General features: G+C 62.6%; 20 protein-coding genes. 14 read left to right on the top strand and 6 right to left on the bottom strand.

Going from position 1 to position 24,728, the window contains the following annotated elements; all coding sequences use genetic code 11:
- Position 1 precedes the first annotated feature (1 nt).
- Entirely contained in the window at positions 2-1,405 is a 1,404-nt protein-coding gene (locus Q0X68_RS02845; RefSeq protein WP_297747260.1) for an NAD(P)(+) transhydrogenase (Re/Si-specific) subunit beta, read from the top strand.
- Between the two features lie 11 nt (positions 1,406-1,416).
- Here Q0X68_RS02845 and lexA read toward each other — a convergent pair whose 3' ends face one another.
- Positions 1,417-2,142, bottom strand: coding sequence for a transcriptional repressor LexA (gene lexA / locus Q0X68_RS02840; protein WP_297747257.1), 726 nt, complete (start codon positions 2,140-2,142; stop codon positions 1,417-1,419).
- Positions 2,143-2,339: 197 nt separating this feature from the next.
- On the opposite strand from lexA, the gene Q0X68_RS02835 reads away from it, so the two are divergent.
- The 3 genes from Q0X68_RS02835 (at position 2,340) to Q0X68_RS02825 (ending at position 6,221) form a co-directional block, all read left to right on the top strand.
- Positions 2,340-2,669, top strand: a complete 330-nt coding sequence (locus tag Q0X68_RS02835) for a hypothetical protein (RefSeq protein WP_297747254.1) — start codon at positions 2,340-2,342, stop codon at positions 2,667-2,669.
- Between the two features lie 159 nt (positions 2,670-2,828).
- Positions 2,829-3,353, top strand: coding sequence for a transcriptional regulator NrdR (gene nrdR / locus Q0X68_RS02830; protein WP_297747251.1), 525 nt, complete (start codon positions 2,829-2,831; stop codon positions 3,351-3,353).
- Between the two features lie 15 nt (positions 3,354-3,368).
- Entirely contained in the window at positions 3,369-6,221 is a 2,853-nt protein-coding gene (locus tag Q0X68_RS02825; RefSeq protein ID WP_297747247.1) for a vitamin B12-dependent ribonucleotide reductase, read from the top strand.
- Between the two features lie 95 nt (positions 6,222-6,316).
- On the opposite strand, the gene Q0X68_RS02820 is transcribed toward Q0X68_RS02825, so the two are convergent.
- Together Q0X68_RS02820 and Q0X68_RS02815 are read right to left on the bottom strand one after the other, a co-directional pair.
- Positions 6,317-6,760 (bottom strand): hypothetical protein, encoded by a 444-nt coding sequence (locus Q0X68_RS02820; protein ID WP_297747244.1) that lies wholly within the window; start codon positions 6,758-6,760, stop codon positions 6,317-6,319.
- The gene (locus tag Q0X68_RS02815; RefSeq protein WP_297747241.1) at positions 6,757-8,565 is read right to left on the bottom strand and encodes an ABC-F family ATP-binding cassette domain-containing protein; all 1,809 of its coding nucleotides are present in this window, start codon (positions 8,563-8,565) and stop codon (positions 6,757-6,759) included. Before Q0X68_RS02815 ends, Q0X68_RS02820 begins: the two co-directional genes overlap by 4 nt.
- Before the next feature lie 210 nt (positions 8,566-8,775).
- Between Q0X68_RS02815 and Q0X68_RS02810 the strand changes: the two genes are divergently transcribed.
- Positions 8,776-9,198: a DUF2871 domain-containing protein gene (locus Q0X68_RS02810; protein ID WP_297747238.1), complete on the top strand. Its 423-nt coding sequence runs from the start codon at positions 8,776-8,778 to the stop codon at positions 9,196-9,198.
- Positions 9,199-9,242: 44 nt separating this feature from the next.
- Here the strand turns inward: Q0X68_RS02810 and Q0X68_RS02805 are convergent, their stop codons facing one another.
- A complete protein-coding gene (locus Q0X68_RS02805; protein ID WP_297747235.1) occupies positions 9,243-9,719 on the bottom strand; it encodes a cupin domain-containing protein in 477 nt (158 codons plus the stop codon).
- Positions 9,720-9,910: 191 nt separating this feature from the next.
- Here Q0X68_RS02805 and ilvD point away from each other — a divergent pair, with 191 nt between their 5' ends.
- Positions 9,911-11,761 (top strand): dihydroxy-acid dehydratase, encoded by a 1,851-nt coding sequence (ilvD, locus tag Q0X68_RS02800; protein WP_297747232.1) that lies wholly within the window; start codon positions 9,911-9,913, stop codon positions 11,759-11,761.
- Here ilvD and Q0X68_RS02795 read toward each other — a convergent pair.
- Positions 11,758-12,885: a magnesium and cobalt transport protein CorA gene (locus Q0X68_RS02795; protein ID WP_297747229.1), complete on the bottom strand. Its 1,128-nt coding sequence runs from the start codon at positions 12,883-12,885 to the stop codon at positions 11,758-11,760. The two genes, ilvD and Q0X68_RS02795, sit on opposite strands and share 4 nt — an antisense overlap.
- Positions 12,886-13,019: 134 nt before the next feature.
- Here Q0X68_RS02795 and Q0X68_RS02790 point away from each other — a divergent pair, with 134 nt between their 5' ends.
- From Q0X68_RS02790 to Q0X68_RS02765, 6 genes are all read left to right on the top strand, one after another.
- Positions 13,020-13,925 carry a T3SS (YopN, CesT) and YbjN peptide-binding chaperone 1 gene (locus Q0X68_RS02790; RefSeq protein WP_297747226.1) on the top strand — a complete coding sequence of 302 codons (906 nt, stop codon included), beginning with the start codon at positions 13,020-13,022 and terminating at the stop codon, positions 13,923-13,925.
- Between the two features lie 17 nt (positions 13,926-13,942).
- Positions 13,943-14,350, top strand: coding sequence for a pyridoxamine 5'-phosphate oxidase family protein (locus Q0X68_RS02785; RefSeq protein WP_297747223.1), 408 nt, complete (start codon positions 13,943-13,945; stop codon positions 14,348-14,350).
- On the top strand, positions 14,343-15,209 hold the full coding sequence (locus Q0X68_RS02780; RefSeq protein ID WP_297747220.1) for a universal stress protein: 867 nt from the start codon (positions 14,343-14,345) through the stop codon (positions 15,207-15,209). The genes Q0X68_RS02785 and Q0X68_RS02780 overlap by 8 nt, the downstream gene beginning before the upstream one ends.
- The gene (hrpA, locus tag Q0X68_RS02775; protein ID WP_297747217.1) at positions 15,206-18,934 is read left to right on the top strand and encodes an ATP-dependent RNA helicase HrpA; all 3,729 of its coding nucleotides are present in this window, start codon (positions 15,206-15,208) and stop codon (positions 18,932-18,934) included. Before Q0X68_RS02780 ends, hrpA begins: the two co-directional genes overlap by 4 nt.
- Before the next feature lie 53 nt (positions 18,935-18,987).
- Positions 18,988-19,791, top strand: a complete 804-nt coding sequence (locus tag Q0X68_RS02770) for a DUF5642 family protein (protein WP_297747214.1) — start codon at positions 18,988-18,990, stop codon at positions 19,789-19,791.
- A 93-nt stretch (positions 19,792-19,884) separates the two neighbouring features.
- Entirely contained in the window at positions 19,885-20,724 is an 840-nt protein-coding gene (locus tag Q0X68_RS02765) for an acyl-CoA thioesterase II (RefSeq protein WP_297747212.1), read from the top strand.
- A gap of 54 nt (positions 20,725-20,778) precedes the next feature.
- Here Q0X68_RS02765 and Q0X68_RS02760 read toward each other — a convergent pair whose 3' ends face one another.
- Positions 20,779-21,705: an RNA polymerase sigma factor RpoD/SigA gene (locus Q0X68_RS02760; protein WP_297747209.1), complete on the bottom strand. Its 927-nt coding sequence runs from the start codon at positions 21,703-21,705 to the stop codon at positions 20,779-20,781.
- Positions 21,706-21,918: 213 nt separating this feature from the next.
- Here Q0X68_RS02760 and Q0X68_RS02755 point away from each other — a divergent pair, with 213 nt between their 5' ends.
- Together Q0X68_RS02755 and Q0X68_RS02750 are read left to right on the top strand one after the other, a co-directional pair.
- A complete protein-coding gene (locus tag Q0X68_RS02755; protein WP_297747206.1) occupies positions 21,919-23,433 on the top strand; it encodes an RNA polymerase sigma factor in 1,515 nt (504 codons plus the stop codon).
- A 107-nt stretch (positions 23,434-23,540) separates the two neighbouring features.
- The gene (locus tag Q0X68_RS02750; protein ID WP_297747203.1) at positions 23,541-24,728 is read left to right on the top strand and encodes an amino acid aminotransferase; all 1,188 of its coding nucleotides are present in this window, start codon (positions 23,541-23,543) and stop codon (positions 24,726-24,728) included.

The following is a 24,728-nucleotide window of genomic DNA, read 5'->3' as shown; positions in this document are numbered from 1 at the left end:
GATGTACCTCGCCAACTTCATCAACGCCACATTCATCTTCTCCGGCATCATGTTCATCCTCGCGCTTGCGGGGCTGTCGAAGCACGAAACGGCCAAGCGCGGCAACGCGTTCGGCGTCATGGGCATGGTGCTTGCTGTCGTCGCGACGAACTTTGCGATTGCCTACACCGACATCGTGGGCGAGAACATTCAGTGGTTCTCGGCGGTGGCGCTCTACGTCGCCATCGCCATCGGCGGCATGATTGGCATCTGGCGCGCCCGCAAGGTTGAGATGACAGGCATGCCGGAACTCATCGCGTTGCTCCACTCCTTCGTGGGTGCCGCCGCGGTGCTCGTCGGGTACAACGTGCATATTCTCGGCGAGAGCGCAGACCTGCTGCACCTGCTCGAGGTGTACCTCGGCGTGCTGATTGGTGCCGTGACGCTGACCGGCTCGCTCGTGGCGTGGGGCAAGCTTAACGGCAAGCTCGCATCTAAGCCGCTCATGCTGCCCGCCAGGCATTGGCTGAACCTCATCAACGTCATTGTGATGCTTGCGCTGGGGTTCTGGTACTGCAATACCCAGTCAATCATTCCCCTCGTCATCATGACGGTGCTCGCGCTGTTCCTGGGCTTCCACCTGGTGGCGGCCATCGGCGGCGCCGACATGCCCGTCGTGATTTCGATGCTGAACTCGTACTCAGGCTGGGCCGCTGCGGCGTCGGGCTTCATGCTTGACATGTCGATCCTCATCATCACCGGTGCCCTGGTGGGTGCCTCCGGCGCGATCCTCTCGTACATCATGTGCAAGGCGATGAACCGTTCGTTCACGTCGGTGATTCTGGGCGGGTTCGGCGATGCTGCTCCTGCTGAGCAAGGTGAGATGGGCGAGTACACCACCGCCACGACGGAGGACGTCGCGGGATTGCTGCGAGATGCGAAGAAGGTCGTGATCGCGCCCGGCTACGGCATGGCGGTCGCGCAGGCGCAGTATCCCGTGGCGGAGCTGACACAGCGTTTGCAGGCCAACGGCACGGAGGTGGCGTTCGCCATCCATCCGGTTGCTGGCCGACTGCCTGGGCACATGAACGTGCTGCTCGCGGAAGCCAAGGTGCCCTACGACATCGTGTTCGAAATGGACGAGATTAACGACGACTTCGGCAGTGCAGATGTCGTGCTCGTCATCGGCGCCAACGACACGGTCAACCCCGCTGCGAATGAACCGGGGTCGCCAATCTCGGGCATGCCCGTGCTGAAGGTGTGGGAAGCCAAGCACGTCGTGGTGTTCAAGCGCTCGATGAGTGCAGGCTACGCGGGTGTGCAGAACCCGCTGTTCTTCAACGAGAATTCGCTGATGTACTTTGGCGACGCCAAGGAATCGACCAACAATCTCGTCGCTGAGCTCCCGACTCCTGCGAACGTGTAACCAGCTACGGGTTACACGCGGCGCATGACCGCGACGATCTTGCCCATGATGGTGGCGTGGTTGCCGTCAATGGGGGAGTAGCGCTCGTTGTGTGGAAGTAGCCACACCTGGTTGCCGTCACGCTTGAAGGTTTTCACGGTGGCTTCGTCGTCGAGCAGTGCTGCGACGATGTCGCCGTTGACGGCGGTGGGCTGGCGACGAACCACCACCCAGTCGCCCTCGCAAATGGCGGCCTCGATCATCGAGTCGCCCTTCACCTCAAGCATGAAGAAGTCACCGTGCCCGACGAGCTGTTCGGGCAGCGCAAACACGTCTTCGATGTGCTGCTCTGCAAGAATTGGCCCGCCGGCTGCGATACGCCCGACCAGAGGTGTTGAGACGGCGCCCGGTGTGTCGACGTTGTCAGCAGCGGGGGCAGCGGCCTCGGGCTCTCCAGTGAGAGGATCCATCACCATCATGGCCCGGGTGCGGTTCGGGTCGCGACGGAGGTAACCGGCCTTCTCGAGCGCTTTCAGCTGGTAGGTGACACTCGACGGTGAGGACAGCCCTGCTTGCTCCGCCATCTCGCGCACGCTGGGGGGGTATCCGTGGCGGTTGATGGATTCGCGGATGATGCCCAGGAGCTTCGATGCACGGGGAGTGAGGCCAGGCTCAACTGGCCCGCCAGTGCCGAACTCCGCTTCGATGTCGGCTCGTGAGGGGCGGCCGCTGCCACGTGGCTTATTCGGGGTCGTCATGCCACATACCCTACACATGTTCGAAAACGGCGCTGGGTTTGAGCGGGCGTGTCGGCGCCTTGTGCAGTTTTGTCAGAGGTCTCTGATGGGGTGTCCAGTGTCGAGGAAATGCGGACTATCGAACATGTGTTGCATACCTCGAATCGATGAGCTACTATCTAATCGAACAAACGTTTGACACACTGTAAGGAGTCGCTGTGAGCACCGTCATGAAGAGTCTCTCCACTCGTCGGTCGCACGCACCTGTGGGGCGCCCGAATACCCATATCGCTGAGGCGCACCCCAGGCGGGTCAGCCGTGGGCTCCCTCGTCAGACGGTGGCGTCCTGCATCGTGGATCGCCGTGAGGTCCGTTCTGCTGGCACGCTGACGTCCAGGTGGAGTTTGCGTATCAAGTCGCTTGCCATTGGGTTCATCGCGGTCGCGGGCGGCGTTGTTGGGGTCACCGGCTACGTGTCTGCAGTTGCCGATATGCACGCCACGCCGGATGCTTCCGATGCGGCCGCGTGGGCGCACGTCGAGCCCTGAATTACCCCGCGCGTCGCTGTTGACCTTCCGCTGGCGGCTGCGTAGCGTACCCCCTATATCTAGTAGTTACACCGACGTCATTCCCCAAGGGCTTGTGTTTTTCGGGGGTGTCGGGTGTAATTAGCTGGGTCGCCCGATCACGCTGGAAAGGTCCTCGAAGTGCACTGCCCGTTCTGCCGTAACTCTGACACCCGAGTGTCAGATTCGCGTGCAACAGAGGACGGTTCCGCAATTCGTCGACGTCGCACCTGCGTCGCATGTGACAGGAAATTCACCACGCTGGAGCAGGTAGTCCTGACAGTGGTGAAACGTTCCGGGGTGATCGAGCCCTTTAGCCGCGAGAAGGTCATCAAAGGCGTGTCCAAGGCTTGCCAGGGCCGGCCCGTCACACCTGACCAACTTGCGGCACTCGGACAAGAAGTGGAAGAGAATCTTCGTTCTGCAGGGGTTGCTGAGATTCCGGCAGAGCAGGTAGGCGTGGCCATCCTTGGCCCGCTGGCGCGGCTTGACTCCGTGGCCTACTTGCGATTCGCGTCCGTCTACAAGAATTTCGAATCCGTCGACGATTTTGTGCGCGAGATCGACGACATGAACGAGGTCGAGCCCGACCAGCAGAAGGGCTCGACGCCAAGTACCTCCGGAAGAAGACACCGGGGCACGATGCAAGAACCACTCATCGGTTAATTGGGAGAGTAAGAGATGACGGCGAACGCCACCAAAGGCGCCAGCGGGCGTACAGCAGGCAAAGCACGCTCGACGAAGAAGGCACCCAGCGGCCTCACGATCGAGCGAGTATTCACGACGGAGGGTGTGCACCCCTACGACGAGCAAGAGTGGGAACTGCGCGACGTCGTGCAGACCAACTGGAAGACGGGCGAGACCGTCTTCGAGCAGCATGGTGTCGAATTCCCCAAGGCGTGGAGCATTAACGCCTCCACCATCGTCACCACCAAGTACTTCCGCGGAGCCGTTGGCACCGCTCAGCGTGAAGCTAGTCTCAAGACGCTGATCGACCGCGTCGTCGGCAAGTACGTCGAAGCCGGTCGCGAGTTCGGCTACTTCGCCACTGAAGACGACGCCAAGATCTTCGAAGAAGAGCTCACCTGGATGCTGCTGAACCAGGTCTTTGCTTTCAACTCCCCCGTGTGGTTCAACGTCGGCACCTCATCGCCGCAACAGGTGAGCGCCTGCTTCATCCTCTCCGTCGACGACTCCATGGAGTCCATCCTCAACTGGTACAAGGAAGAGGGATTTATCTTCAAGGGGGGCTCCGGTGCAGGCCTCAACCTTTCCCGCATCCGCTCCTCGAAGGAGCTGCTGAGCTCCGGCGGCACTGCTTCCGGCCCGGTGTCTTTCATGCGCGGAGCAGACGCATCCGCCGGCACCATCAAGTCAGGCGGCGCTACCCGTCGTGCTGCAAAGATGGTGGTGCTCGACGTCGACCACCCCGATATCGAGGAGTTCGTCGAGACGAAGGCTCGCGAGGAAGACAAGATCCGCGCGCTGCGTGATGCGGGCTTCGACATGGATCTTGGTGGCAAAGACATCACGTCGGTGCAGTACCAAAACGCCAACAACTCGGTGCGCGTCAACGATGAATTCATGCGGGCAGTCGAAGCCGGGGACAAGTTTGGTCTCAAGGCTCGGCACACTGGTGAAGTCATCGAAGAGGTGGATGCCAAGGAGCTGTTCGAGAAGATCGCCAAGGCGGCGTGGGAGTGCGCCGACCCGGGCATTCAGTATGACGACACCATCAACGCCTGGCACACCAACCCCGTCACCGGCCGCATCACGGCGTCCAACCCCTGCTCGGAGTACATGAGCCTCGATAACAGCTCCTGCAACCTCGCGTCGCTGAACCTGCTGAAGTTCCTGAACGCCGACGGCACGTTCGACGTCGAGCGCTTCGTGAAGGCCGTAGAGCTCATCTTCACCGCCATGGATATCTCCATCTGCTTCGCGGATTTCCCGACACAGGCAATTGGTGAGACGACGCGCAACTTCCGCCAGCTCGGCATCGGGTACGCCAACCTCGGCGCGCTGCTCATGGCCACAGGCAAGGGCTACGACACCGAGGGTGGCCGCTCGACGGCCGCAGCGATCACGTCGTTGATGACCGCCGCGTCGTACCGACGCTCGGCGGAACTCGCCGCAGTGGTTGGCCCGTACGCCGGGTATGCAGAGAACGCCGATGCGCACCAGCAAGTCATGCGCAAGCACCAGGCTGCCAACGAGAGCTTCAAGCCGATGCCAGAAGACCAGGGCATCCACGCCGCTGCGTCTCGCGAGTGGGCGAAGGTGATCGAACTCGGCGCGGCCGATGGCTTCCGCAACGCACAGGCCTCACTGCTGGCTCCCACCGGCACCATCGGCTTCATGATGGACTGCGACACCACCGGCATCGAGCCCGACTTCTCCCTGGTGAAGTTCAAGAAGCTTGTCGGTGGCGGTTCCATGCAGATCGTGAACCAGACCATCCCGAGGGCGCTGCAGAAGTTCGGCTACGACGAGACGCAGATCACCGAGATCGTCGACTTCATCTCCGAACATGGTCACGTCATTGGCGCTCCGCACCTCGAGGAACGCCATTACGAAGTCTTCGATACCGCGATGGGGCAACGCTCCATCAAGCCTATGGGCCACGTGCGCATGATGGCCGCGGTCCAGCCCTTCCTCTCCGGCGCAATCTCTAAGACGGTAAACCTCCCCGAGTCGGCCACCGTCGAAGACATCGCCGACGTGTACATGCAGGGCTGGAAGCTGGGGCTCAAGGCGCTGGCTGTGTACCGCGACAACTGCAAGGTGGGCCAGCCGCTCTCCGACGGCAAGAAGCAGAGCGAATCCGCCAAGGAGGTGGAAGAGAAGATCGTTGAAAAGGTGGTGTACCGCCCGAAGCGTGAACGCCTGCCGAAGTCGCGAATGTCGCGCACCACCAGTTTCTCCGTGAGCGGTGCCGAAGGCTACATGACGTCGTCGTCGTACGATGATGGCCGCCTGGGTGAGGTGTTCCTCCGCTTGGGTAAGCAGGGCTCGACGCTCTCGGGCGTGATGGATGCGTTCTCGATCGCGGTATCCATCGGTCTGCAGTACGGCGTGCCGCTGGAGAGTTTCGTGCAGAAGTTCACCAACTTGAAGTTCGAGCCCGCAGGCATGACCGACGACCAGGACATCCGCATCGCGCAGTCCATCATGGACTACATCTTCCGTCGTCTCGCGCTCGATTACCTCGACTTCGACGACCGCTCCGAGCTGGGCATCTACACCGCGGCCGAGCGCGCCCGATACGTCCAGACCGGCGAGTACGTTTCGGAAGAGGATGAGTCCTCACTGCCCGAGTACGAGCAGCTGCGTAACGACGACGCCGACAACTTCGACGTCGACGGTGCTCGCCAACCGTCGCTCATCGACGCCCACACGACAGCGGAACTGCTGGAGAACATGACGGGCCACGCCATCGATGCGCCGCTGTGCATGACCTGCGGCACCAAGATGCGTCCGTCGGGTTCCTGCTACGCCTGTGAAGGTTGCGGCGCCACCAGCGGCTGCAGCTAACGTTCGGATGCAAGGGCGTTGCGTGGGGCATGTGCCTCGCGCAACGACCTTGCGTCTCCGCGGTGCTGTTGCTCACAGTGATCGGTAGTGCCAGATCAAACGTCGAGTTCACGTCGATGAACCCAGTCGGGGATGGTGCGTTCACGGGAGTACTGCTCGAACAGGGGCGCTGCTTGCTCGGCGGTCCAAACTTCTTCTGGATGGATCATGCTCTGCCCCTGACCCCAGACGACCCGCTCGGTCGCTTCGCTCGTGAGCGGCGCCCGGCCGAGCCCCCAGTGGTTGTAGGACCCGTCATCGTGGGTGACGCGGAGTTCAACCGTCATTCGTTCGGCCGCGCCGGCGCACTGAAGGTAGTGCGAAAGCCAGGTGGGGGCCTCGAACTCAGCGTCGGCGGGGTAGTGCCACAAGCAGTATGCGTAGTTACTCTTGGCGTCGAGCGACTGGAGAGGCCGCTCGTAGCCGACCATCTCTTCAAGAGTTGCGGGTTGATCGGTGTCGCCGTTCCACGTGACGGCTGGTTTGAGGACGGTGGTCATTGGTGTCCCTTCGTCTGATTTGTCAGACCCGCACCGCAGGCAACACCCTCGTGGTGAGGATCTGTGCACTGCGACGACGCGGGGCTCTCATCGAATGCTAATTCGTGGAACGGCCGCTGATCACTCTCCAGCTCGAGCCGCTCCCCGGTCCAGGATTGTCGCAGCCACCGGTCGTGGCTCGCCACGACGACGGCGCCAGGATAGTGGGGCAGATGCTCCTCGACGGCGGTGGCCAGCGTCAGCGAGAAGTGATTGGTGGGCTCGTCGAGAATCAATAGATCAGGCGAGCGGGCCAGCACCATCGCCAGCGCCAGGCGGCGTTGTTGCCCGGTGCTCAGATGCCCGACTGTGCGTGCCAAGTCTCGAGGTGCTACGAGTCCAAAGCTGGTGAGTGGAACCTCCTCGGCCAGTTCGACTCCGAGCGTGTCCATGTAGAGCTGCTCCACTGTGGGCGCAGGGTTTAGCGCCACCTCCTGGGGCAATATCCCGACGGTTGCAGAGCGGGATATGGATATGGTGCCGGTATCTGGTTGTAGCGTTTCCGTGAGGAGCGCAAGCAGGGTGGACTTTCCTGCGCCGTTGGGCCCCGTGACGAGCCAGCGGTCCTGCCTGCCGATGGTGAGCGAGGTAGGGGAGAGCCGATGAGTGACCCCGGCCCGCGAGAGAGCGACGAGTACGGGCGGGGCACTGCGCGTGCCGCGCCGGCCCACATCGAGGCCCTGGAACTCGAGTTCGCGTGGTGGCCTTCGGACTTGCTCTCTCCTGAGCTCTTCGAACCGACGCGTGAAGTCATTCACCCGTCGAGCAACCACCCTCGCGTTTCGATCAGCGTAGAATTTTTTCGCCATCCTGACCTCGCTTCGGGGAGCTGCGCCTTCGTGACCGACGGTGTGACTGTCGCGGGCTGCCCGGGCTAGAGTCTTGAGTTCAGTCTGTTCGGCATCGTACTGCTGCTGCCAGCGTTCACGTTGCGATGCTCTTGCAAGGAGATACTCGCTGAACGCACCGGTGTATCGCGTAACACCGATGCCGGTGGATGGGCCGTCGACGGCAACCTCGCTCACCAGGCAATGAGGCTGGGGTGCCGGGTCGAGGTCCACGATGCCGTTGGCGGTGGCGTCCATGAACGCGCGGTCGTGGCTGGCGAACAGCACGGGCCCGGGCCAGTCGAGCAGCGACTGGGTGAGGAAGTCGATGCCAGCGTCATCGAGATGGTTGGTGGGCTCATCGAGCAGGAGTGTGTCTGGCCGGCTCAGCAGCAACCATGCGAGCTGCAGGCGAGCGCGCTGCCCGCCGGATAGCTCGCCCGCACGACGGCTGCCGCTCAGCCCCGACAGGCCGACACCGTCGAGCACGATCTGGGCTCGGTGTTCTAGGTTCCACACGTCGTGCCGCGTGGCCAGCTCTAGCGCGTGGTCGTAGCGCTCCGCGGCGGAGGCATCGTCGTCTTGCAGCGCGGCTGTCGCATCCTCGAACTCGTGCAGGACGGCTCGGGGCGCGGACAGCGCTTGCGCAACGACATCGTCGACAGTGTCCGTCAGTGCGAACGGGGCTTGCTGCCATAACAAACCGACGCGGCCGGGAGCTTCCACCGATCCGCTATCGGGCTGTTCGACTCCAGCAACGATGCGGAGCAACGTGGATTTGCCCGCGCCGTTTTCACCGATGAGGGCTATACGTTCGCCTTGGCTGACGCTCAGATTGATGTCGGTGAGCACCCGGCGGTCCGGGTACGACTTAGAGACTCCGTCGAGGCGCAGATGAGCGCCAGATGGCAAAACATTGGGAAATATGGGCGTGGGCATGCGGAAACCTCGTGCATCGGATAGGTGATAACGACAGGTTTCACAGCAACATGAGGCTCAGACTACCAGGTACTGCAGCATCCCCCCGACTCGGAGAGAACGCATGACGTAAAGTGCATAGCCACGACACGTTTGGCCTAGCATGGGCAGTGAGCTGCGCACACCGCTCAACCACTTCCACAACGCAGTCTCGGAAAGGAAGTCCCAGTCATGAAACGACTGTTCACCGCCTCATGTTGCTATCTGGCGGCCGGTCTTCTCGCAGGCCTCTTCTACCGCGAATTCACCAAGATGAACGACTTTCCGGCGGGGCAATTCACACAGCTCGGCGTTGCCCATACACACTTGTTGGCGCTCGGGTTCATGATGTCGTTGATCGTGCTTGCGCTGGAGAAAGTGTTCGGCATCTCGCAGAACCCGAAACTGATCTCATGGTTCTTCTGGCTCTACAACGCCGGCGTGGTAGTGACTGTCTCAATGCTGATCTGGCACGGCTGCCTCACCGTACTCGGCAAAGAATCCAACGCGATGATCTCCGGTATCGCGGGATTGGGGCACATCTCGATCACCGCAGGGCTGATCGTCCTCATGGTTGCCCTCAGCCGCGTGCTGCCCGCACGCGACGCCGCGTAGCCTGATCGCGGTTGCTCGCGACCAGGCTACGCATCGCCATTGGCCTAGGCGTGGCCGTCGGCAACCTGGTTGCCGGGCTGGACGGTCCACTCTGGGGGCACGTCCTTGCCGGACTCTTCGTCCTGTTCAGCCTGCTCCGCTGTCTCCTGAACAATGCCCTGAGCGTGGTGTGAGGGGGCGTAGACGGCGTACACCTGCATGGGTTCATCGCCGGTGTTGATCACGTCGTGCCACACACCGGCTGGCACCTGGATTGCCCAGCCGTCGCTCACATCCTGCTGGAAATCGAGCTGATCTTCGCTCGGCCCCATCACGCAGCGTCCCTGGCCTGCGTCGAGGCGGAGGAACTGGTCGGTTTCGGGGTGCACTTCGAGGCCAATGGAGGAGCCTGGCTCGATGGACATCAGCGTCACCTGGAGGTACTTGCCGGTCCATGCGGTGGTGCGGTAATTGCGGTTCTCACGAGTTGCCGTCTCGATATCAAACGCATTGGGCTTCGGGCCGTTGTCCTGAATCTTCATGGTTGGTCCTTCCTGATGTACCTCGAGCATAACCGGAGCCCAAATGGGGAGACACGTCCCCATGGACTTCCCAGGTCCTGGCGTGGTGCAAGGAACTGCAACACATTCCGAATGTGGGCACCGCCTGCCCGAGATGGTGCTTTCCGACTACCCTGGCACAACAGCACTACGTCGTCACACGAGGAGCAGAAGTGCCCGAACTGAGGTCGAAAACCAGCACGCATGGCCGCAACATGGCAGGGGCTCGCGCACTCTGGCGCGCCACGGGCGTCGCGCCCGAAGACTTCGGTAAGCCCATCGTCGCCGTGGCGAACTCGTTCACCCAGTTCGTGCCTGGCCACGTCCACCTGCGCAACATGGGTCAGCTCGTCAGCGACGCGATTGGCGCCGCCGGCGGCATCGGACGCGAGTTCAACACCATCGCGGTCGACGACGGCATCGCCATGGGACACGGTGGAATGCTGTATTCGCTTCCCAGCCGTGAACTCATCGCTGATTCCATTGAGTACATGGTCAATGCGCACTGCGCGGATGCGCTGGTGTGTATTTCCAACTGCGACAAGATCACCCCCGGCATGTTCCTCGCTGCGCTGCGGTTGAACGTTCCGACGGTATTCGTTTCCGGTGGGCCGATGGAATCCGGCAAGGCAGTGACGAAGGATGACGGCACGGTCACCTCCAACCTGAACCTCATCCACCCGATGTCCGCCGCCGTGAACGATGCCGTTTCCGACGACGAGCTCGCCCAGCTGGAAGCGAACGCGTGCCCTACCTGCGGTTCATGCTCCGGCATGTTCACCGCCAACTCCATGAACTGCCTGCTTGAAGCCATCGGCCTCGCGCTGCCGGGCAACGGATCGACGCTAGCCACTCACGCATCCCGCAAGGCGCTCTTTGAGCGGGCCGGCGAGTTGATCGTCGAGTTGGCGAAGCGCTACTACGACGCCGACGACGAGTCGGTGCTGCCAAAGTCGGTGGCGACCAAGGCCGCATTTGCCAACGCCATGAAGCTCGACGTAGCTATGGGCGGTTCGACGAACACCGTGCTGCACCTGCTGGCAGCGGCGCAGGAAGCGGGCGTCGATTTCACCCTCGACGACATCGACGCGATCAGCCGCGAGGTGCCGTGTCTGGCGAAGGTCGCGCCCAACTCCGAGCGCTACCACATGGAGGACGTGCACCGCGCCGGAGGCATCCCCGCACTGCTGGGCGAGCTCAACAGGGCAGGTAAACTCGACCACAGTGTGAAGCCCGTGCATGCCGAGTCGCTCCAGCACTGGCTCGACGACTGGGACATTCGCGGTGGGAAAGCGACGTCGGAGGCCACCCAGCTGTTCCACGCCGCACCCGGGGGAGTGCGCACCACCGAAGCCTTCTCCACCGACAACCGGTGGGAATCACTCGACACCGACGCTAAGGAAGGCTGCATCCGCAGCGTCGATCACGCCTACACCGCCGACGGTGGCCTCGCGGTATTGAAGGGTAATCTTGCTCCCGACGGTGCGATCGTGAAGACCGCGGGCGTTCCTGAGGAACAGTGGGAGTTCAGCGGCACCGCCGTTGTCACGGAGAGCGAGCAGGAAGCGGTCGACGCCATCCTTCACGGACGTGTGCAGGAGGGCGACTTCGTCGTCGTGCGGTACGAGGGCCCCCGCGGTGGGCCGGGGATGCAAGAGATGCTGTACCCGACGTCGTACCTTAAGGGCGTTGGGCTCGGCCCGAAGTGCGCGCTCATCACCGACGGGCGCTTCTCAGGCGGCTCGTCGGGTCTGTCGATCGGGCACGTGTCACCAGAGGCGGCGGCAGGTGGCGCCATCGGTCTCGTCGAGGACGGCGACCGCATCACCGTCTCCATCCCCAATCGCACCATTCAGCTCGAGGTCGACGACGAGGAGCTCGCCGAGCGACGACGAAAGGCCGACGCCGCGGGTTGGCGCCCGAAGCATCGGCAGCGCCAGGTGTCACGTGCGCTGCGCATCTACGGTGCGCTGGCGCAGTCTGCGGATAAGGGCGCGGCGCGACGCTTCGACGCGTTCGGCTAGAGCCACTTCTGGATCTTGAAAATGACCCACATGACAAAGGCCGCAACAACCATGACAGCGAAGGAGAACGGGTAGCCAGCCTCCCAATGCAACTCCGGCATGTTGCTGAAGTTCATCCCGTAAATGCCCGTCACAAGCGTGGGGACGAATAACACGCCCGCCCATGCGGCGATGCGCCGCGCATCTTCGGCCTGCTTGAGGGAGGCTTCGCTCATCTTGGCCATCTCCTCATTGCTCACCTGGGCTTGCAGCGCCAGGTGGAGGTTCAGCACCCCGACGAGCGCGTCGCGCATGGATTCAACGCGCTCGTTGACGGCCGTGATGTGGTCCTCGATGTCACGCAGTTGCTGCCGCATGGTGTCGTCGGCACGGTAGAAGACGCGGTCGTGACGCAGCGTCGTGATGACGGCCCCGACGGGACGCACGGCACGCTGGAAGTCGATGACCTCGCGAGTGAGCTGGTAAATGCGCTTCGAGACGCCGCTGTGTCCGGTGAATACCTGGGCGTCGATCTCGTCGATGTCGTTGTCGATCCCATACACGACGGGCATGTACTGATCGACAACAACGTCGAGCAGACGCATCAAGACGATACTCGGCCCTTGCCGCAGGATCTCCGGGTTGGCCTCGAGCTCCTGGCGCACAGGCTTGAGCTCGGGGGTGTCCGCATGGCGCACGGTGATGACGAAGCGCTCGCCCACGAACGCATGGATTTCGCCGAACTCCACCGACTCGGTCGCATCGACGTAGTGGGCGGCGCGAAGCACCAGAAACAGCGTGTCGTCATACCGCTCCAACTTGGGGCGCTGGTGGGCGACGATGGTGTCCTCCACAGCAAGCTCGTTCAGTGCAAACTGCTGGGCGAGGGTCTCCATTTCAGGGGCGCCGGGGCGGTGGAGGCCTATCCAGGCGAAGCCGTCGGGGGTGTCGTTCAGCGCGTGGAAGGCCTCGTCGAAGGTGGTGGGGGTGGCGACGCGTCGCCCGTCAACGTAGATGCCTGCATCGACGATGCAGGCGGCCGGGTTGCTATCGGCTTCCTCGGCGTGAGCATCGCTCGGTGCCTGCGGAACAGCAGTGTGTTTCCCTCGTCCGAACAGCCCCAGACGGGCTTTGCTTTCGGCCATGCGTCTCACCTCAATCCCGGTCGTGCACGCCCTCCCACATCTGCAAGGGCGGTTGCGCCTTGCGAATTGTATCGTTGCTCCGCCAGGACAACGTGAGGCTCACTGCTAGGTTGGAGTGGCAGGGAGGTAGCTGAATGATGGAACTCGAAGACTTTGACATCGACGGTGCCACATCAGGCGCATGGGACTCGTTCACGAACAACCTCGGTGAGGTGCTCTCCGTGATGGACGACTCGTCGGACCTCACTATCGCTGTAGCGCGGGGAATCGTCGACGACGACGTGCCAGCCATCCGCTTCTCCGCCGACGGACCGCACATCACTGCCGTCATTCTCCGCGGCGTCACGGCGCCGGGGCACCCCGACCCCTCGGAAGAAGAGAAGCCGACGTTGCTGCAACTGGGGTGGCAGGAGCCCGACGAACAGCACCCGCGCTACCACGCGTCATGCGATCAGGAAGACACACTGTCGCTCGCCGCGCTCACCACCGACACCCTGCAGGAAATCTTCGACGTCATTCACCCCGTATTCCTCGAGCCAGACCATCTCCAAGAGATTCTTCGCGGAACCGAGAGCTGGCCGGATCAGCCGCGTCCGCCAGCCGGCCCCGAGGACGTGGCGATCGTGCCCGCAGATCGTGCCGACCTGGACAGGCTCGTCGATGAGCAGCTCCGCCAGATCCTCGGCCACCCAGCAATGCGTGATCCCGACGGGGACGTGGCCATCCGCATGGGCTCCGCCATGATTTTCCTCCGCTCCACTCCCGACGCGGACGAGATCGTCGTGTTCTCCCCGCTGGTGCACGACGTGTCCGGGCGCTCCCGAGCCTGCGAAGTGCTCAATGATCTCAACGTGGAGCTGCGCTACGGGCGATTCGCGCTGCATAAAGACCGCGTCTACGTCCAAGCATCCGTGCTGGCTAGGCCTTTCGTGCCTGCGCATCTGCGGCAGGTCCTCAGTGTCATCAGCCAGGTTGCGGACATGATCGACGACGATCTTGCCGACAAGCTGGGAGGACGCACGACCTTCCCCAGTGCATAACCGTTACAGTGGACGCTATGGACTCAGACGGCGCGTACTTCTCTGAGATCTCCGAGGCCGAGTGCAGGGCGCTTCTCGAAGAGATCGAATTTGGGCGCATCGCATGGCACGCCAGCGATGGGATCACCATCGTGCCGGTGAATTTCCGGCTGATTGACGGCCACGTGGTGTTTCACACCAGCCCCACATCGTCACTCTCAACACTTTCGGAAGGCGTTGAGGTGGCCTTTCAGGTTGACTACATCGACGACGATGTAGCCAACGGCTGGAGTGTGCTCGTGCGCGGCACCACGGGGCCCGCCCCTCGCGATGCCGTGCCCTCCAGCTGGCTTGCCGACGGACGCACGCTCGGCATCATGATCACCGAACGCGGCCTGTCAGGGCGTGCCATATCCGGAAAGAAGATCGGAGACCACCATGAGTGAACATGACCTCATCGTCGTCGGTGTCGACGGCAGCGACGACGCGCTGCGCGCCGTGCGATATGGCGCTGGCATAGCGCTGCTCACTGGAGCAGAGCTCCTGCTTGCCAACGCCGTCGATGACACACTCATGGCCGGCGCGTGGGGCGTGGTATACGACCCAGAGGTGCTGCACGAAGCGGGTGTGAACGCCAACGACGTAGCCAGACAACGCGCCATTGAGGCTGGGCTGCCGGAAGAGCGTGTTCGGACGGAAGTCATCATGGGCTCCCCAGGCGGCGTGCTGACACGCTTGTCGGAAGTCGCGTCCCTCCTCGTGCTCGGGCGGCGCGCCGCATCTGGGCTGGAGCGCATGTTCGTCGGCTCCACCTCGGTGGCCGTTGTTACCAGCGCCGCATGCCCCGTCGTCGTGATTTCTTCAGCGGCCAACCCCGATGAGGTTGGGGATAAGAAGACCATCGGTGTCGCCGTTAATACCAACCCGGGATCGAAATCCACGCTCGAGGCCGGGTTCCAGCAGGCGGTGCTGCACGAATCCAAACTCGAAATCGTGCACGTCATCCAGCCTCCGGTGGGAATCTTCGGGCCAAAGTTGTCGCCAGAAGAACTGGATCAACAGATTCTGTTCGCCAAGGGTGGCATCGAAGCCCTCACCGCACCGCTCGCCGAGCAGTACCCCGACGTCGACTTCGAGATCATCGTCGTTGCTGACAGCCCCATCAACGAACTCGTTTCGCGCTCGAGCAACTACGACCTCCTCGTGCTCGGCATCACGGATTCAGCCATTCCGGGTGTGCAGGTAGGCGGGCTGATGCGTGGGCTGCTGGCTCACGCGTTGTGCCCGCTGTACGTGGCCGCGTGACGACGCTCACCGTCGCGCCCGACCTTCCCATCGCCGCTGAGGCAGAGCGCATTGCGCAGCTCATCCGGGAGCACCAAGTGGTTGTGGTGGCGGGTGAGACCGGGTCGGGTAAAACCACCCAGCTGCCGAAGATTTGTCTCCTCGCTGGGCGCCAACGCATCGCCCACACCCAGCCCAGACGCCTTGCCGCGCGCACGGTAGCGCAGCGCATCGCGCAGGAATGCGACGAAGAACTCGGCGATTTCGTCGGCTACCAGGTTCGCTTCACGAATAAGGCAGGCAAAGCCACGCGGATCAAGCTCATGACCGATGGCATCTTGCTGAACGAACTCACCCATGACAAGCAGCTTCGTCGTTACGACACCATCATCATCGACGAGGCGCACGAACGTAGCCTCAACATCGACTTCCTCCTCGGCTACCTGAAACAGCTGCTGCCGAAGCGTCCTGACCTGCGGGTGATCGTCACGTCCGCCACCATCGATACCGCCCGATTTGCGGAGCACTTCGACGACGCCCCCGTCGTGGAAGTGTCTGGCCGCACGTATCCCGTCGAAGTGCGATACCGCGAGCCCCTCGACGGCGAGGACGAAATCGACCAAGTCACCGCAGCAGTACAAGACCTCATCCGCGAATCGTCGACGGGCGACGTGCTGGTCTTCTTGAGCGGCGAGCGAGAAATTCGCGATGCGCAGGAAGCCGTCGACGGGCTCGGGCTGCGCGGAGTAGAGACGGTGCCACTGTTTGGCAGGCTGTCGGCGGGCGACCAGTCGCGGGTGTTTCAACCCCATGCGTTACGGCGTGTTGTGCTGGCGACGAACGTGGCCGAGACGTCGGTGACCGTCCCAGGCATTCGGTACGTGGTTGACGCGGGCACTGCGCGCATCTCGCGCTATTCGGCGCGCACCAAGGTGCAGCGACTCCCCATCGAGCCCATCAGTCAAGCCTCAGCGAATCAGCGCGCCGGTCGATGCGGGCGGATCGGGCCGGGCGTGGCAGTGCGCCTGTACTCCGAGGAGGACTTCCTCTCCAGGCCCGAGTTCTCGGACCCCGAGATTCTGCGCACGAACCTCGCCACCGTCATCCTCCTCATGGCCCAGGCCGGATTGGGTGACATTCAGCGCTTTCCGTTCATCGAATCGCCGGTGACTAGCCAGATCAACGACGGCATTCGCGTCCTCGAAGAACTTGGTGCGATTAAGGAACGTGCGCGAGGGGAGCAGGTGCGTCTGACTAAGGTCGGGCACCAATTGGCGCGCATGCCCGTGGATCCCCGTCTTGGACGCATGATTATCGAGGGCGCACGACGCGGGTGTCTCCGACAGGTGTTGGTGCTCGTCGCAGGCCTCACTATTCCTGACATCCGGGAACGACCGCTCGAACATCAGCAGAAAGCCGACGAGCTCCACCGTCGCTTCTGGAACAGCGGCGAGGAGGAGCGCAAGAAAGCCCCGGAGGGTGGCGACTTCGAGGTGCTACTGAACCTGTGGGGCTATCTGCGAAGGCAACGCCGGGCGCTCTCCGGCAACCAGTTCCGACGGCTCTGCCGCGACGAATTCCTCAACTTCGTGCGCTTCCGCGAGTGGGAGGAGCTCGTGGGCCAACTCAAGGAAGTGGCGAGAGACCTCGAACTCCCCATCGACGGTGAAGGCTCGATGCCTGAGGTGCTGAAATCGCTCCTGTCGGGGCTGCTGTCCAACGTTGGGCTCATTGAGCCGGAGAAATCCAAGCCCGAGCGCGGCAAACGTCGGCCACTGCGGGAGTACCTTGGCGCACGCGGCACGCACTTCGCGATTCAGCCGGGATCATGCCTTGCGAAGGCGACCCCGCCGCTGGTTGTCGCCTTCGAACTCGTAGAAACGAGCAGGCTGTGGGCGCGCACCGTCGCTGCGGTGAACGCCGAGTGGGTTGAACAGATCGCCGGGTCACTCGTGACCAAGACGCTCTCCGAGCCCCGCTTCGCGCAACGAACCGCGACGGTGGTGGCCAGCGAGCGAGTCACGCTGTTCGGGGTGCCGCTCATCGCCGGGCGCACCACGAACTACGCGCGAAACCACCCTGCAGAGGCGCGCGACATCTTCATTCGCAGCGCGTTAGTGGAGGGTTCCTGGCAGACGCGCAACCCCTTGGTGAGTATCAACAAGAAGACCCTCCAGCGTGCGGAGCAGCTGACCGACCGGATGCGCCGACCCGACCTCCTCATCTCTGACGACGCGCTGTACGCCTTTTATGACCGCAGCCTCCCCGAGGACGTACTGTCCGGCTCGACGCTAGACAAGTGGCTTCGGTCGACGCCCAAGGAGCAGTGGCCAACGCTGCGGGCGGAAGATTGCATCGCCGACGACGCAACGCTCAAGCCTTCCGATTTCCCCGAGCACTTCACTGTTGGGCCGACGAAGCTCCCGGTGCGGTACGTCTTCCAACCCGGACGCCAAGACGACGGGGCAACCATCACTATCCGCATGGAACAGCTCGCCGGGCTGGCTCCAGAGCCGTTCTCGTGGCTCGTGCCGGGGCGGCGCCAGGAGTTGGCAACGGAACTGATTCGCTCCCTGCCCAAGCAGATTCGCACGAATTTCGTACCCGCGCCCGACTTCGCCCGTCGCGCCCTCGAACTGCTCGAGCAGCGCAAGGAGCTGGGGCAGGGGAATATCACCCACACCCTCGGGCGCGCGCTCACCGCGCTCACAGGTGTCCCCATCGACGCCGATGCGTGGCGCGTCGATTCTATTCCCAGCCACCTCAAACCGACGTTCATCGTCACCGACGATGGCAAGGAGATTGCTCGTGGCGACGATCTCGAGCAGCTGCAGACGAAGCTCTCCCAGAAGGTGGCGAAGAAGCTCACCAAGGCGGCCGACGGGATCGCCCAGTCGGGGGCGACGTCGTGGGTGTTCCCACCGATTCCCACCACGACCAGCCTCGGAAAGGGCGTGACCGGGTATCCGTCGCTCGCAGATGAAGGCACGACGGTGGGGGTTACCGTCGCGGATACCAAGGACAAAGCCGAGCGGGCGCACGTACAAGGGTTGCGTCGGCTCCTCACCCTTGTGAACCCCAACCCCACGAAGTGGGTGGTGGCGCATCTCACGAGGACGGAGAAGCTCGCCCTTGCCGATTCTCCCTATCCGAGCGTGCCCGACCTCCTCGCCGATGCTTGGCTGAAAGCGAGCGAACAGCTGGCCGAGATGCATGGTCCGGCCCTCGCGGTTCGTGACCGCGAGACGTTTGAACGGGTGGCGGTGGAGGTGCGTCAAGACCAGGCTGAGCGCACCCAGAAGGTGGTGGCGATCGCAGCCGAGGCCCTCACCGCCGCGACCAGAACCCGACTCGCTCTGGCATCGCTGCCCGACGACCACCCCGTACGCGTCGACGTTACGACACAGCTCGACAATCTACTGTTCACCAATTTCCTGTCGTTCACTCCCGACCCGTGGCTCCACCATCTACCGCGGTACTGCGAAGCGGCGGCGGTCCGTGTGCAGTCGGCGCTCGCAAATCCTGTTCGCGACGCGCGTGAGGCATTGCAGATTGAAGAGCTCGAGGACGAATACGCAGCCCTCACCGACGCGGAACCGCCGGGCCCGCTGCGGCCCGAGGTAGAGGAGATTGCATTCCTGTTGGAGGAACTCCGAGTGAGCGTGTTTGCCCAGCAGTTGCGCACGTCGGTGCCAGTATCTGCCAAGAGAATTCGAAAAGCCATGCAGGCGGTTCGCATCAAGTGATCTTGATCGGCCGTTACCCTGGATAGAACACATTGGTTTGGGAAGGACCTAAGATGAAACTGAAGCTCGCTGGGGCAGCGTTCGTTGCCCTCGCCCTCGGACTCGCGGGTTGTGGGAACGATGACAGCGCCAAGCCTGAATCTTCAGAGCCGGCAGCATCCGCGACGGAGCAGGCACCCTCCGATCAGCCTGAGGAGGAAGAGCCCTCGACGCCGGAGCAGTCCGAGGACAGCACGTCCGGCGGCGAGGAGTCTCCTGCGCAGAGCCCAGAGCCGACGGCGCCCGCGCTCGACGATGCAGGACGTGCGATCATCGATGACTTCTTGGCGAAGCACAAGGACGCAGAGGAAATCCCTGCGGAAATGTTCGATCCGGAACAAGCCAAGACAATGCTCAGCCAGCTGAAGGTGGAACCTGCCGAGTGCAACACCGTGTTGGGTGCACAGCAGAATCCGGAATTGCTGAACAACGCCGTGTGGGGAGGAGCTGCGACCGTGGACACGTCATCGGGCAGCAGCACCAGCATCGCTGTGGCTCAGTTCGGACAGGAAGCCGGGCCGCTCGTCGAGGATGCGCGCACCATGTCCGAGAAGTGCCCGCAGATCACCATCGGCGAAGGCGAACAAACGTTCCCGGCCACCATCAAGGTGCATGACGCGCCCTCCGTGCAAGGCGCCGATGTTGCGCACATCATTGAGAACGTTGTGGATCTCGGAGGCGTGAAGCAGGTGTCATTTAACGGCCAGGCTGCTCGAGGCAATCTGTTCATCAACGTTGCACTCACAGGCGCGGAAGGCTCCGCCACCCCTGGTGATGCCGAGAAGCTGCTCACGGAGGCAGTTGCGGCAGCGCAGTGACAGTCGCGTAGCCACGTCAGCACAACCCCGCTCGCAGATCCGTTGCGTTGCGGGGTTGTACTGTTCCGTCGCCAGAAGTGCCATGATGGGGGAGTGCCAAAGGATGTTGCAGGACTATTAGCGCTGTTCGATATTCATCAGATCGATGAGGATGTATGGGAAGGTCCGCAGCCGGACACCTACTTCCAGCGACTCTTCGGTGGACAGGTGCTCGCGCAGACTCTTGTCGCCGCTGCACAGTCGGTCTCCCCAGAGCGCGTGGTGCATTCGCTCAACGCCTATTTTTTGCGCGGTGGCTCTCCCGATTCTCCACTGCGGTTCGAGGTGGAGCGCCTCCGCGACGGGGGAACCTTCAGCACTCGCCGGGTCGTGACGATGCAGGACGGGCGGATGATCTTCCAACTGAACGCTTCCTTCCACGAATCTGAGCCCGGCCTCGAGCACAGCGCTCAGCAGCCGCGGGATAACGTGTTACCTCCCGACGAGGCCCCCGCGCTCAGAACTGTGCTCGAGGAGCAGTTTGGTTCGCACGCCGAGATGCTGTCGGAATGGGACGCGTTGGATGTGCGCTTGGCCACGTTGCCACAGGAAAATTACTTGGGAGCCACGATGCGCGCGTGGGTGCGCACCAAGTCGGCGATGCCACCAGACCCTCTCCTGAATAACGCAGTGCTCGCCTACCTCTCGGACATCACGCTGCTCAGCACCACACTGATACCGCACAAGGTGCAGATCACGTCACCGAATCTGCAAGCCGCTTCGATCGATCACAGCATGTGGTTCCACCGCCCGGTACGAACCGACGAGTGGATCTTGTACGACATGATCTCGCCGTCGGCAGCCGGTGCCCGCGGATTCTGCCGTGGCCGGCTCTATCAAAATGGCGTCACCATCGCCTCGTGCGGGCAAGAGGGGCTCATTCGGGTTCGCTGAATACAACAATCGCCCCGGAGCTGTGGGGATTCCGGGGCGATTGTTGTGTTGTCGTCAGGCGGCGAGGCCGACGCGCTCGCGCATCTTCGCGAGGGCCAGCCGCTCGATCTGGCGGACACGTTCAGCCGTGATGCCCCAGTGGGAACCGATATCAGCGAGCTTTGCCTGGCGGCCGTCGAGGAGGCCGTAGCGACGACGAACGACGTCTTGTGAACGCTCGTCGAGGCCGTCGAGCATCTCTTCAATACGGGCGCGGTCTTCGACGTCGAGTACTACCTCGTCGGGGCCGGGAGCGACGTCGCGGGCGATCAAGTCGCCGAGCGAGGTGTCGCCGTCGGTGTCGACAGGGGCGTCGAGCGAGACGTGCTCACGCGACCAACGAACCAGGTCGACGACGCGTCCTTCTTCGAGGCCGAGTTCGTCGGCAATCTCGTCGATCTCCGGTTCGCGTCCGAGCTGGCGCTCGAGCGTGCGGCGCACAGCGGATACCTGGTTGACCTGTTCAGCGACGTGCACCGGCAAGCGCACAATTCGGGCCTGCTGAGCAACTCCACGGGAGATGGCCTGGCGGACCCACCACGTCGCGTAGGTAGAGAACTTGAAACCTTTGGTGTAGTCGAACTTCTCGACAGCGCGGATGAGGCCGGTGTTGCCTTCTTGAATGAGATCCAGCAGCGGCATCTGCGCACGCCCGTACTTGCGAGCGATAGAAACGACCAGGCGCAGGTTGGATTTCACGAATCGGCGAAGCGCAGCCTCGCCGTCCTCTGCGATCTCGCGAAGTTCTTCGTCGGTGGCGTCAGACGGGTTGTCGACTTCGCCTTCGAGGATCTTGCTGGCGAACATGCCTGCTTCGATCTGTTTGGAGAGCTCAACCTCCTCCACCGCGCTGAGCAGCGGCGTCTTGGCGATCTCATCCAGGTACTGACCGATGGTGTCTTTGCCGTCAATACCCTCGGCTTGGCGTCGTGCGGTGCTCAATGTGACTCCTTTCGCAGCCGTCTATAGGTAACAACGCAGTGGGTGGCGTAGAAGTTCCCGATCGGAGAGAAGATTTTTGGCTACGTGTAAAGATGGGTGTGTAACGCCGTCGCGCAGTCCGTTGTTTGCAAGAGCTCGTTGCCCGTGCAAGTATGGAGGGCGCGTCCCTTGACTACACCGGCGCGTGGCGTGCCCAATTATCGGAGGAAGAACGTGGCAGAAACCCGCAAGAACCCGAGCAACTCGGCTGCGGAGGTTAGCGACGCCCCTGACAAGAAGACCACCACGCAGTCGACGCGCTCCAAGAAGACGTCGACGACGAAACGCGCCAGCACCACGTCGAAGAAGGCCACCACAACTGCGAAGAAGACGAACGCGGCTGAGAAGAAGACCACTACGGCTCCCAAGAAGGCGAGCACCGCGGCAAAGAAGACGAATGCGGTCGCTAAGAAGGCGGAGCCCAAGGCTGAGGCGAGTGCAGCGAAGTCGGCGTCGAAGACCACCGCGAAGCCGGCGGCTAAGAAGTCGACGACCCGTCGTGCGAAGAGCACTCGGAAGGCAACCGACGAGGTGACGGAACCGACCGTCGCGCAGGTGGCAGCTGGCGAAGTGCACATTTCCAAGGCTGATAAGGATGGCGACCACATCGTCATGACAGTCGGCGGTAAGCGTCGCTCGCTCGACGATGTCGACGAGTCCACGTTCAACGAGCAGGAAGAAGCCAAGGACGAGAAGGAACTCGTCGAAGAGGAAGGTTTCGCGCTCTCTGATTCCGACGATGCTGACGAGCCTGAGCAGCAGGTCGTGTCCGCAGGTGCCACTGCCGACCCCGTGAAGGACTACCTGAAGCAGATCGGTAAAGTCGCGCTGCTCAACGCCGTCGAAGAGGTAGAGCTCGCCAAACGCATTGAGGCCGGCCTGTTTGCCGAGGAGGCGCTCACAGACGAAGAGAACCCGGTGAAGGCCGATGACGTCGAGGACTATCTCTGGATTCAGGAAGACGGGCGGAACGCGAAGAATCACCTTCTCGAGGCCAACTTGCGTCTCGTGGTTTCGCTCGCGAAGCGATACACCGGGCGCGGGATGCTGTTCCTTGATCTGATTCAGGAAGGCAACCTCGGTCTCATCCGCGCCGTCGAGAAATTCGACTACACCAAGGGCTACAAGTTCTCCACCTACGCCACGTGGTGGATTAAGCAGGCCATCACCCGTGCCATGGCAGACCAGGCACGAACCATCCGCATCCCCGTGCACATGGTGGAAGTCATCAACAAGCTCGCCCGTGTGCAGCGCCAGATGCTCCAAGACTTGGGCCGCGAACCCACCCCGGAGGAGCTGGCTGAAGAGCTCGACATGACGCCCGAAAAGGTCGTCGAGGTGCAGAAGTACGGGCGCGAACCCATCTCCTTGCACACCCCGCTCGGTGAGGACGGCGACTCCGAATTCGGCGATCTCATCGAAGACTCCGAGGCGGTCGTTCCCGCCGATGCCGTCAACTTCACGCTCCTGCAAGAGCAGCTCAACGACGTGCTCGACACGCTCTCTGAACGCGAAGCCGGCGTCGTAAGCATGCGCTTCGGCCTCACTGACGGCCAGCCGAAGACGCTTGACGAAATCGGCAAGGTCTACGGGGTCACGCGCGAGCGCATTCGCCAGATCGAATCGAAGACCATGAGCAAGCTGCGCCATCCGTCGCGCTCTCAGGTGCTTCGCGACTACCTCGACTGAGCGTCGCTCGCGGTGTCACTTCCGGCGCCTTGTTGTGAACAACCACACGTGAGCGCAACCGGTGCGCGCTAATGTGGCGGTCAAACGCAACTCACGGAAGGCTGCCCATGTCATTGTTCGCGCGTGCCGAGCAGGCCCCCGCCGATCCCATCCTGGGCCTCACTGAGGCATTTCACAAGGACCAACGCTCAGACAAGGTGAACCTGGGCGTGGGCGTCTACCTTGACGAGAGTGGCGCCATCCCGCTCATGGATGCGGTCAAGCAGGCGCAAGAGCAGTACATTACCGCTCAGAAACCCCATGGCTACCTGCCCATCGACGGTCTACCCGCCTACCGGGACCAGACCCGTGCCTTGATTTTCGGTGAGGGTGCCGACATCGACCACGTGGCCACCGTTCAGAGCCTGAGCGGCACCGGCGCGCTGCGCATCGGCGGCGAACTGCTGAAACAGCTCTCTCCCGACAGCCGGCTGCTGCTGTCGAACCCCAGCTGGGAGAATCACCGGGCGCTGTTCACGCAGGTGGGCTTCGACGTCGACACCTACCCGTACTACGACGCGGACGCCCGCGGCATCGACTTCGCGGGCATGCTGGATGGCCTCAGGCAAGCGAAGGCGGGCACCGTCGTGGTGTTGCACGCCTGCTGCCACAACCCCACCGGCTATGACCTCACGCACGCGCAGTGGGATCAGGTGGTGCAAGTGATTGCTGAGCGGGAGTTGGTCGCGTTCGTCGACATGGCGTACCAGGGATTTGGCGACGGGCCGGATGCCGATACCGCACTCGTCGCGAAACTCATGCACGCCGAGCTGCCGTTCCTGCTGGCCACCTCCTACTCCAAGAACTTCGGCCTCTACGGGCAGCGCACCGGCGCGCTCCACGTGGCTACCAGTAATGCCGACGAGGCGACACGCGTGCTGTCGCAACTCAAGTTGCTCATCCGCAAGAGCTACTCCAACCCGCCGGCCTTCGGCGCCAACGTCGTCGCAACTGTGTTGGGCGACGCTGCGCTGCGCGCATCGTGGGAATCCGAGCTGCAGCACATGCGGGAACGCATCGCATCCCTGCGCACCAAGCTGGTGGAGAGCCTCGCAGCACAAGGCGTGGATGACATGGGTTTCATTGCGAAGCAGCGGGGCATGTTCAGCTACTGCGGCCTCACACGCGACCAGATGCAGCAACTGCGCGCCGAGCATGGCGTATACGGCACCGACGCTGGACGTCTGTGCGTCGCAGCACTCAACGACGGCAATATCGAGAAGGCCGCGAGCGCAATCGCCAACGTTCGTGGCTAG

The organism is uncultured Tessaracoccus sp. (genome assembly GCF_947286155.1).
GTDB lineage: Bacteria > Actinomycetota > Actinomycetes > Propionibacteriales > Propionibacteriaceae > Arachnia.
Note: the sequence above shows the minus strand (reverse complement) of the source record. Positions and strands in the feature narration are given on the sequence as shown.

Bases quoted from the DNA above. Each gene is read 5' to 3' on its own strand.
- Q0X68_RS02845 (WP_297747260.1), top strand. From the start codon at position 2: ATGTACCTCGCCAACTTCATCAACGCCACATTCATCTTCTCCGGCATC.
- lexA (WP_297747257.1), bottom strand. From the start codon at position 2,142: ATGACGACCCCGAATAAGCCACGTGGCAGCGGCCGCCCCTCACGAGCC.
- Q0X68_RS02825 (WP_297747247.1), top strand. From the start codon at position 3,369: ATGACGGCGAACGCCACCAAAGGCGCCAGCGGGCGTACAGCAGGCAAA.
- Q0X68_RS02820 (WP_297747244.1), bottom strand. From the start codon at position 6,760: ATGACCACCGTCCTCAAACCAGCCGTCACGTGGAACGGCGACACCGAT.
- Q0X68_RS02815 (WP_297747241.1), bottom strand. From the start codon at position 8,565: ATGCCCACGCCCATATTTCCCAATGTTTTGCCATCTGGCGCTCATCTG.
- Q0X68_RS02810 (WP_297747238.1), top strand. From the start codon at position 8,776: ATGAAACGACTGTTCACCGCCTCATGTTGCTATCTGGCGGCCGGTCTT.
- Q0X68_RS02805 (WP_297747235.1), bottom strand. From the start codon at position 9,719: ATGAAGATTCAGGACAACGGCCCGAAGCCCAATGCGTTTGATATCGAG.
- Q0X68_RS02795 (WP_297747229.1), bottom strand. From the start codon at position 12,885: ATGGCCGAAAGCAAAGCCCGTCTGGGGCTGTTCGGACGAGGGAAACAC.
- Q0X68_RS02790 (WP_297747226.1), top strand. From the start codon at position 13,020: ATGATGGAACTCGAAGACTTTGACATCGACGGTGCCACATCAGGCGCA.
- Q0X68_RS02785 (WP_297747223.1), top strand. From the start codon at position 13,943: ATGGACTCAGACGGCGCGTACTTCTCTGAGATCTCCGAGGCCGAGTGC.
- Q0X68_RS02780 (WP_297747220.1), top strand. From the start codon at position 14,343: ATGAGTGAACATGACCTCATCGTCGTCGGTGTCGACGGCAGCGACGAC.
- Q0X68_RS02770 (WP_297747214.1), top strand. From the start codon at position 18,988: ATGAAACTGAAGCTCGCTGGGGCAGCGTTCGTTGCCCTCGCCCTCGGA.
- Q0X68_RS02750 (WP_297747203.1), top strand. From the start codon at position 23,541: ATGTCATTGTTCGCGCGTGCCGAGCAGGCCCCCGCCGATCCCATCCTG.